General features: G+C 68.8%; 8 protein-coding genes. 1 reads left to right on the forward strand and 7 read right to left on the reverse strand.

The window, feature by feature from the left end; all coding sequences use genetic code 11:
• From BG28_RS06680 to BG28_RS06710, 7 genes are all read right to left on the reverse strand, one after another.
• Positions 1–941 (reverse strand): DNA translocase FtsK 4TM domain-containing protein (locus BG28_RS06680; RefSeq protein WP_036475172.1); only part of this gene is annotated, 941 nt, incomplete at its 3' end.
• A gap of 167 nt (positions 942–1,108) precedes the next feature.
• Entirely contained in the window at positions 1,109–2,791 is a 1,683-nt protein-coding gene (locus tag BG28_RS06685) for a ribonuclease J (protein WP_036475175.1), read from the reverse strand.
• A gap of 97 nt (positions 2,792–2,888) precedes the next feature.
• The gene (gene dapA / locus BG28_RS06690; RefSeq protein ID WP_036475177.1) at positions 2,889–3,851 is read right to left on the reverse strand and encodes a 4-hydroxy-tetrahydrodipicolinate synthase; all 963 of its coding nucleotides are present in this window, start codon (positions 3,849–3,851) and stop codon (positions 2,889–2,891) included.
• Between the two features lie 65 nt (positions 3,852–3,916).
• On the reverse strand, positions 3,917–4,816 hold the full coding sequence (locus BG28_RS14340; protein WP_051501108.1) for an anti-sigma factor: 900 nt from the start codon (positions 4,814–4,816) through the stop codon (positions 3,917–3,919).
• Positions 4,809–5,321, reverse strand: a complete 513-nt coding sequence (locus BG28_RS06700; RefSeq protein WP_051501109.1) for an RNA polymerase sigma factor — start codon at positions 5,319–5,321, stop codon at positions 4,809–4,811. The genes BG28_RS14340 and BG28_RS06700 overlap by 8 nt, the downstream gene beginning before the upstream one ends.
• A gap of 79 nt (positions 5,322–5,400) precedes the next feature.
• Positions 5,401–6,120 carry a class F sortase gene (locus BG28_RS14345; RefSeq protein ID WP_051501110.1) on the reverse strand — a complete coding sequence of 240 codons (720 nt, stop codon included), beginning with the start codon at positions 6,118–6,120 and terminating at the stop codon, positions 5,401–5,403.
• A 1-nt stretch (position 6,121) separates the two neighbouring features.
• Entirely contained in the window at positions 6,122–6,946 is an 825-nt protein-coding gene (locus tag BG28_RS06710) for a DUF4397 domain-containing protein (RefSeq protein ID WP_036475179.1), read from the reverse strand.
• 218 nt (positions 6,947–7,164) lie between these two features.
• Here BG28_RS06710 and BG28_RS06715 point away from each other — a divergent pair.
• On the forward strand, positions 7,165–8,373 hold a 1,209-nt coding region (locus BG28_RS06715; protein WP_051501111.1), incomplete at its 3' end, for a heparan-alpha-glucosaminide N-acetyltransferase domain-containing protein.

Consider the following 8,373-nt stretch of genomic DNA (forward strand, 5'->3'; position numbering starts at 1 on the left):
CCGTCCTCGGCGTGGCGCGCGGCGCGGCGCGGGCGTGCCGCGGCGTCGTCCTCGGAGTTGGACGGTGCGGCGGGCGATGAGACGGCCGCAGACCTCGACCCGGCCTTCGAGCCGGTCTTCTGCGCCGGTGCGGGCTGCTGGGCAGCACCGCCGCTGGGCAGGTTCGGATCTTCCAGCGGCTCGCGGCGCTCACCGACGAGGAAGCTCTTGGCGACGGCGACCCGGTCGGGCACCCGGCGCAGCGGGGTGTCGGTGAGGACCAGCAGGCCGGAGAGCAGTGCGAGGATCAGCAGCGCCCAGACCGGGTAGACGGTCACCAGAGAGGCCAGCGGGACGCTGACCAGGTAGCCGATGACTCCCCCGGAGTTCAGAAGCGCGGTGAAGCTGCCGTCCTCGCCGACGGTGAAGGCCTCATTGATGCTGGGCAGGCCGTTGGCCAGGTGCACCACGCCGGCGGAGGCGACCAGGATGATGGCGCTCCCAGCGGCGATTCGGGCGTTGCTGGAATGGTCCTGGGGTGCGCGGAAGTAGCGCACCGCGGCGATGAACAGGATCAGCGGAAGGATCACCGAGGCCCAGCCGAAGGTCCCTGCCGTGGAGGTGTGCACCAGGTTCAGTGCCCAGTGATCCAGGGCTCGAGCCCCCCACCAGTCGACCACCGCGGTGAGCAGCGCGAGCAGGAAGAACACCAGCCCGGCGCCGTCGCGGCGATCATCGGGATGAACCTTCACCTGCCGCCCGATCCCGCGCACGGCGGAGGCCACAGGCGTGGCCAGGGCCAGCCAGAAGCCGCGCGCGGCGGAGGCCAGCAGGTTCCCGCGAGGGGCCTCTGCTGGTGGGTTGGAGGAATTCTTCGACGTCGTCGCGCGGCCGGATGCACTCTTGGAGGTCTTGCTTCCTTTGGTGCTGGCGGCTCGAGCGGGGGAAGTACGTGTCGCCATGGAAGCTAACCTACCCTCGATGCCGGGTCCGGTCACCGATCGGCACACCTTTCACCCGGGTCAGGCCCTGGCCTAGGAGAGGCTGCGGGGCCCGGATCCGCCGCTGGGCCCCGCGCAATGCGAGGCCCAGCGGCGTGATGAGGCGGGTGGACCGGATCCGCGTGGGATCAGGTCTCGACGACCACCGGGACGATCATCGGCTTGCGGCGCAGCTTGCGCGCCACCCAGGAGCCCATGGTGCGACGCACGATCTGCTGCAGCTGATGCGTGGTGTGCTCCTTGTTGTCCTGGATCGCCTCGGTGAGCGCGCGGGAGATCTTGGGCTTGATGTCCTTGAAGACCTGATCCTCCTCGGCCACGCCGCGGGCGTGGATGTCGGGCCCGGAGATGATCTTGCCGGTCTGCCGGTTGACCACCACGACCACGGAGATGAAGCCCTCTTCGCCCAGGACTCGACGGTCCTTGAGGTCGTTGTCGGTGATCTCACCGATGGAGGAGCCGTCCACGTAGACGTAGCCGCACTCGACCTGACCCACGATCTGCGCCACACCCTGGTGCAGGTCCACCACGGTGCCGTCGTCGGCGAGGATCACCCGGTCGCTGGGGACCCCGGTGTCCTCGGCGAGCTTGCCGTTGGCGATCAGGTGGCGGGTCTCGCCGTGGACCGGCATCACGTTCTTGGGCTTGACGATGTTGTAGCAGTAGAGCAGCTCGCCGGCGGAGGCGTGCCCGGAGACGTGGACCTTCGCGGTGCCCTTGTGGATCACGTCGGTGCCGAGCTTGAGCAGCCCGTTGATCACGCGGAACACCGCGTTCTCGTTGCCGGGGATCAGCGAGGAGGCCAGGATCACGGTGTCGCCCTGACCCACCTGGATCGGGTGGTCGCCGTTGGCCATCCGCGAGAGCGCCGCCATCGGCTCGCCCTGCGAACCGGTGGACATCAGCACCACCTCGGAGTCGGGGTAGTTGTCCACCTTCTTCATGTCCACCAGGATGCCCTCGGGCACGTCCAGGAAGCCCAGCTTCGAGGCGATGCCCATATTGCGCACCATCGAGCGGCCCACGAAGGCCACCTTGCGGTTGTGCGCATGGGCGGCGTTGAGCACCTGTTGCACGCGGTGCACGTGGGAGGAGAAGGAGGCGACGATGATCCGCCGGTTGGAGGTGCCGAAGAGCTGGTCCAGGGTCGGACCGATCTCCTTCTCCGGAGTGGTGAAGCCGGGAACGTCGGCGTTGGTGGAGTCGGTGAGGAACAGGTCCACGCCCTCTTCGCCGAGCTTCGCGAAGTGGCGCAGGTCGGTGATCCGCCCGTCCAGGGGAAGCTGGTCCATCTTGAAGTCACCGGTGTGCAGCACCGAACCGGCCTCGGTGCGGATGAACACCGCCAGCGCGTCCGGGATGGAGTGGTTGACCGCGACGAACTCACACTGGAAGGGACCGAAGTCCTCGACGTCGCCCTCCTTCACCTCGAGGGTGTAGGGCTTGATCCGGTGCTCGGTGAGCTTGGCCTCGATGAAGGCCAGGGTCAATGTGGAACCGATCAGCGGGATGTCGGGCTTCTTGCGCAACAGGTACGGGACGGCGCCGATGTGGTCCTCGTGGCCGTGGGTGAGCACCAGGCCGACGACGTCGTCGAGACGGTTCTCGATATAGCTGAAGTCAGGAAGGATCAGGTCCACGCCGGGCTGTTCCTCTTCGGGGAACAGCACGCCGCAGTCGACGATCAGCAGCTTGCCGCCGATCTCGAAGACCGTCATGTTGCGCCCGACCTCCCCCAGGCCGCCCAGGGCGACCGTGCGCAGGGTGCCGCGGCGTAGTTTCGGTGGAGTGATGAGGCGCTGTGCTGCCAAGGTGAGATTCCTCCTCGAGAGATCCCGGTGGGGACCTCAATTGTGTAGTGGTGGTGTGCTGTGCTCCTGCTGCCCGCCCATGCTTCGGACGGGTCGCTCAGAGCTGCCAGCCTGCCTCGCGCAGGTCGGCGATGATCAGTTGCTTCTCGAGTTCATTGGCCTGCACCAGGGGCAGGCGGACGCCGGGGTGCATGCCGGTGCCGAGCCAGTTGAGCACCTGCTTGCAGGAGACCGCGCCCTGGACGCGGGTCATCATCGCGCGGATGACCGGGCCGAGCTCGCCGTGCGCGATGCGGGCCTCGCGCAGCTCATAGTTCAGCACCGCGTCGATCATCCGGCGGAAGGTCGGGGAGGCCACGTGGGCGGTGACCGAGACGACGCCGGCGGCGCCCATGGCCATCCAGGCGAGCACGTTCTGGTCATCGCCGGAGTAGACCTCGAGGTCGGTCTTGGTCAGCACCTCGGTGGTGGCGGTGATGTCGTTCTTGGCGTCCTTGAGCGACATGATGTGCGGGTGCTCGGAGAGCTTGAGGATCGTCTCGGTGGCGATCGGGATGCCCGTGCGTCCGGGGATGTCGTAGATCATCAGCGGCAGGTCCGCTGCGTTGGCCACCGCGGTGAAGTGCGCGAAGACGCCGTCCTGGCTGGGCTTGTTGTAATACGGGGTGACCACCAGCTGGCCGTCGGCGCCGGCGCGCTCGGCACGCTTGGCCATCAGCAGGTCGTGATCGGTGTGGTTGGTGGCGGTGCCGGCGATGACCTTGGCGCGGTCCCCGACGGCGGACTTCGCGGCGCGGACCAGGGACTCCTTCTCGTGGTCCTCCAGCGTGGAGGTCTCCCCCGTGGTGCCGGAGACCACCAGGGAGTCGTTGCCCTCATCCACGAGTCGCACGGCGAGCGCCTCGAAGGCGTCGAAATCGATCTTGTCATCCGGGGTGAACGGCGTGACCATCGCCGTGATCAGGTGCCCGAAGAACGGGTCGGTCTGATCCGGGTGCTGGACCTGCCCCTCGGTGAGGTGCGGATCGAATTCGTGTGTGGGCTCGTTGTCGCTTGCCATGGGCAACAGCCTACCGCCTGGGTCCCGCCCGGGGGCCAGCGACGGGCGGGAACCTGGACGCGGGGTCAGCTGTCTGGATCCTCCATGGGCCCGGCGCCCAGGGTGGTGCCGCTGTGGGTGGGGTCGCCGTCGAAGTGTTCGTGCGAGACGTCGACCACGGGATACTGACTCAGGTCGATGCCAGCCGGGACGGTGAAGGTGGTGGCCCCGGCGGTGGCGGAGCCCAGCGAGATCAGCTGGGTCCCCTCCGCGTCGCGCAGCCAGACCTCGAAGTATCCGGCCTCGGGGTCCGGGGCGGCTGAGATCTCCACGGTGAGCTCCAGGTCCCCGGCCTCGGTCTCGACCATTTCGGCGCGGCCGGTGAAGTCCTCTGCGGCCACCGGTTCCAGGGTGGCGTCGCCGACCACGGTGGTCACGGCCACGGGGGCCTGGACCTCCGCGGCGTCGTTCTGGGCCAGCAGCGCTGCCACGGCCGCACCGCCGAGCACGGCGCCCGCGGCGGCTGCCGCCAGCGGAATCCAGAGCCGGCGAGGAGGGCGCTCCTCGGTGCCGGCCCGCCGGCGCTGCCGGGGACCCAGCTCGGTGACCGAGGCCATCGGGCGGTCTCGCGCCGGGTGGTCGTCCATCGGCCGGTCTCGGTCCGAGGCGCTCTGGCCAGGGACGCGGGTCTCTTCCGAGATCGCGGCGATCCCGGCGGCGATCCGGTCCCAGAGCTCGGCGGGGGGATCGTGCAGCGCGGCGGGATCACGCAGCGCCTCCAGGGCACGTTCGGTGGCCTCGAACGCCGCGCGGCAGGGTCCACAGAGTGTGAGGTGCTCACGCTGCGCGAAGGGCGGTGGCTGGTGCGCCTGCTCGGCGGTCGTCTCGGTGCGGCCGAGTCGGGGGTCGGCCAGGATCGCCAGGTGCTCGTCTGTGAGGTGCCCATCGGAGCTGGAAACGTTCCGCGGTGGGATCTGCTCAGTCACTATGCACCTCCAGACTCTCTCTCATACGCGCCAGGCCCCGGTGGACGTGGGATTTCACGGTGCCGAGCGGCATCTCCAGGCGTTCCGCGATGGTTCTGAGCGGAAGGTCCTCGGAATAGGCCAGGCGAATTATCTCATCCTGCGGCGGACCCAGCTGCCGCAGGCTCTGCTGGACCACGACTCGATCGACCACAGCGTCGGTCGGCTGTGTCGGGCCGTTGCGTGCCATCACATCGGCCCCGGCCTCGGCGGTCTGCAGATCTCGCTCCCGCCGCGCGAACACGTCAGCGATCACCCGGCGGGTGATCCCGGTGAGCCAGGCACCGGTCGGCTGGGTGGGGTCATAGCTCTCCCGCGAGCGCCTGGCGCGGGTGAACACCTGCTGGGTCGCATCCTCTGCGTCCTGACGATGCCGCAGCGCCGCCATGCACAGCGAGAACACGAAGCTCGCGTGCTGCCGATAGAGGTCATGCATGGCTGCGGGTTCCCCGGCCGCGAAGCGCATCGCAAGAGGCTGCTGATCCAGGGCTTCTCCTTCGTCGGAGGGCAGGGGCGAGGTCCGTGCAGCCGGGGCGCTCGCCTGCTCAGTCGAGGGGTTCAGCGACCACAATGATGTTGTCTGCATAGCTGCCGCGCTCGTCGATCCACTGACCCCCACAGGTGATCAGCACTAGACGGTGCTTCCCGGTCCGCTCGAAGTACGGAGCGAAGTCCAGTCCGTCCTTGCCGAGCTGCTCCACCTGTGTGACTTCATAGTGATGCGCCACGCCGGCTTCGTCAAGGACCGTGACCTCCTCGCCTGGCCGGGAGTCCTTCAGTGCGTAGAGCGGCCCGACGGGGGTCTCCTGGGAACCGGCGTGGGCGGAGATGACGGTGGTCCCGACCTGATCGGCCGGGGCCTTGCCGTATTCATACCAGGCAGCCTGGGCGGCGTCGTCGGGGATGTCCATCTGACCATCCTCGGCGACGCCGCGCGGCTCCACCGGGATATCCGCATCGATGCCCGGGTAGAGCAGCTGCGCGGGCTCAGGGGTGGGCTCCTGTTGCCCCTGATCGGCAGGCTGGACCGGGCTGGATCCGGGACTCGGAACCGATGGGGTGGCCTCCGGAGACCCAGGGGCCTCCGGCGAAGGGGAAGACGCCGAAGGCTCCTGGGATTCTCCGGAGGCCGAGACCGTCGCCGCCTGACTCTCGGGGCGCTCCGCAGCTGAGGTGGCGCACCCTGTTGCGACCAGAGCAGCGCTGAGCACGAGGGCCAGGCCGGCGGAGTGACCCGCCCGCAGGCGACGACGGTGGTTGTTCATCTCAGACGCGGCTCTTGGCGCGAGCGCCCATCGCCACGGTGCCGACGCCGATCAGAGCCAGCACGCCGATGCCGGCGACCCAGCCGGCGGTGGACTGGCCGGCGACGACCTCGAAGTTGCCGGTGGGCACGCCGTCTGGTGAGGAGTGCGTGGCGTCCACGGTCTGGGTGGCGAGCGCCAGGTTGCCGTCCGCGGCAGAGCCCCAGGCGTAGACGATCGTGTTCACGCCTTCGGCGACGTCGACGTCGGCCGGGCCGATGACCGGGTCAGACTCGCCGGCCAGGGTCACGGCGGCCTCGAGCGTGCCGGCAGGCAGGTCGAGTGAGGCCTCATCCGGGTTCGACAGCGACTCGACGGCCACCTCGCCGTTGGCCAAGACGTCGACGGCCGGGGCGGCGGCCACGTGGCGCACCGTGAGTCGGCCCTCACCGGCTGCGAGCTCGGAGGTGTCGTTGCCGAAGGCGGTCACGGTCGGGTTGCCGTCGGCATCGAGGTGGGCGGCAGCGGTGTAGTTTCCGCCGCTCTCCAGAGAGACGTCCACGGGGCCGAGGACCGGATCCGAGGCATCGGCGGCGTCGGCGGCGGTGATCGCGATCTCATAGTCGCCGCCCGGCAGTTCCAGCGGCCCGGCGAGATCACCGGGGTTGAAGTCATCTAGGGTCAGTTCGCCGTTGACGTAGACGTCCACGGGGAGATCTGGCACGGCATGCAGCACCGAGAGCTGGGCTGAGGCTGCGCCCTCCTCGGCGGCGTAGGCGGGGACTGCGGTGGCCGCGATGGCCATTCCGACGAGCGCGGTGGTGGCGAGTGGAAGTGACTTGCGCATGGCGATGTCCTTTCAGGGTGCCTGAAGGCAGTGATGGTGATCACTTTTTGTGCTCACATCAGTACTACCGCCGGGGCCGGGAAAAGGTTGCGCCGGATGCGAAGATTTTTTCAAGTGCTCCCGGGAGGTGCCCGCTGAGCTGCCCGAGAAATGCCCGGTGAGCTGCTCCCGACGAGTCTCGACTTCGGTTGGGTGGGCGAGGCAGTAACGTACATACGGTGATCAAAGCCGGCCCCACCTCCTCACGTCTGCGGCGCATCTCGGGAGTCGATGCCGCCCGCGGCCTCGCGCTGCTGGGCATGATGACCGTCCACGTGCTGCCCACCATCTCCGAGCCCGGACACGACGCCAGCTGGGCCGGCCTGCTCTTCACCGGGCGTCCCTCGGCGCTGTTCGCGATGCTGGCCGGCGTGGGACTCTCGCTGCTCAGCGGCGGCGCCGGCCGGGCTCACTCCGGGGCACAGCTCGCCGGTGACCGCAAGGCCATCGCAGTGCGTGCGCTGATCGTGGTGGTGATCGGACTGATGGTGGCCGCGCTGAACTCCGGGGTGGCCATCATCCTGGTGCACTACGGCCTGCTCTTCCTGCTCGCGCTGCCGTTCCTGCGCCTGGGCGCGGTGCCGCTGTTCGCCCTGGCCGGCGCCTGGGTGGCGGCGGCACCGGTGGCGTTCTGGTGGCTGCACAATGATCTGCGCAGCTCCTGGGAGGGATTCCCCGACATGTGGCGGCTGTGGCACTCCCCCGGGTTCGCCGACCTGGCGAATCCCGCCGTGCTGGGCATGGACCTGGCGCTGACCGGGTACTACCCGTTGCTGCTCTGGCCGGCCTACCTCTTCACCGGCATGGCGATCGGTCGGCTGCAGCTGCAGCGGGCCCCCGTCGCGCTGAAGCTGGCCGGAATCGGGCTGGGGCTGGCAGTGCTCAGCTATGCGGTGCACCTGTGGATGCTCTGGCAGTCCACGCTGATCCCCGAGCTCGCCGCGCGCTACGGCTGGTCCAGCGCCGAGATGCGCGCCGAGCTTCTGGTGGGCACCTATCAGATCCCCCTGGTCAATGAGGATCTGTGGTTCCTGCTCGCGACTCCGCATCAGGGCTCCACGATGGATCTGATCCACACCATCGGCACCTCGATGCTGGTGCTGGGCGTATGCCTGCTCGCCGCAGAGAAGCTGCGCTGGCTGCTGGCTCCGCTGATCGGGGCAGGCGCGATGCCGCTGACCCTCTACGTGGCCCACCTGGTGGTGCTCCACTTCTGGCGCGGCACTCAGGTGCCGGACTTCCTGACCTTCCTCACCGAGTATTCCCCGGCTCAGATGCTGATGCTGCTGGTCATCGGCGCCTGGGTGCGGGTCTGCTGCGCTTCGTCCTGCGCCGCCGCGGCCCGCTCGAGGCCCTGGCCCACGCGGCGGGCAACGCCGCCGCCGGCC

The sequence above is a fragment of the Nesterenkonia sp. AN1 genome, assembly GCF_000582475.1.
Lineage (GTDB): Bacteria > Actinomycetota > Actinomycetes > Actinomycetales > Micrococcaceae > Nesterenkonia > Nesterenkonia aurantiaca.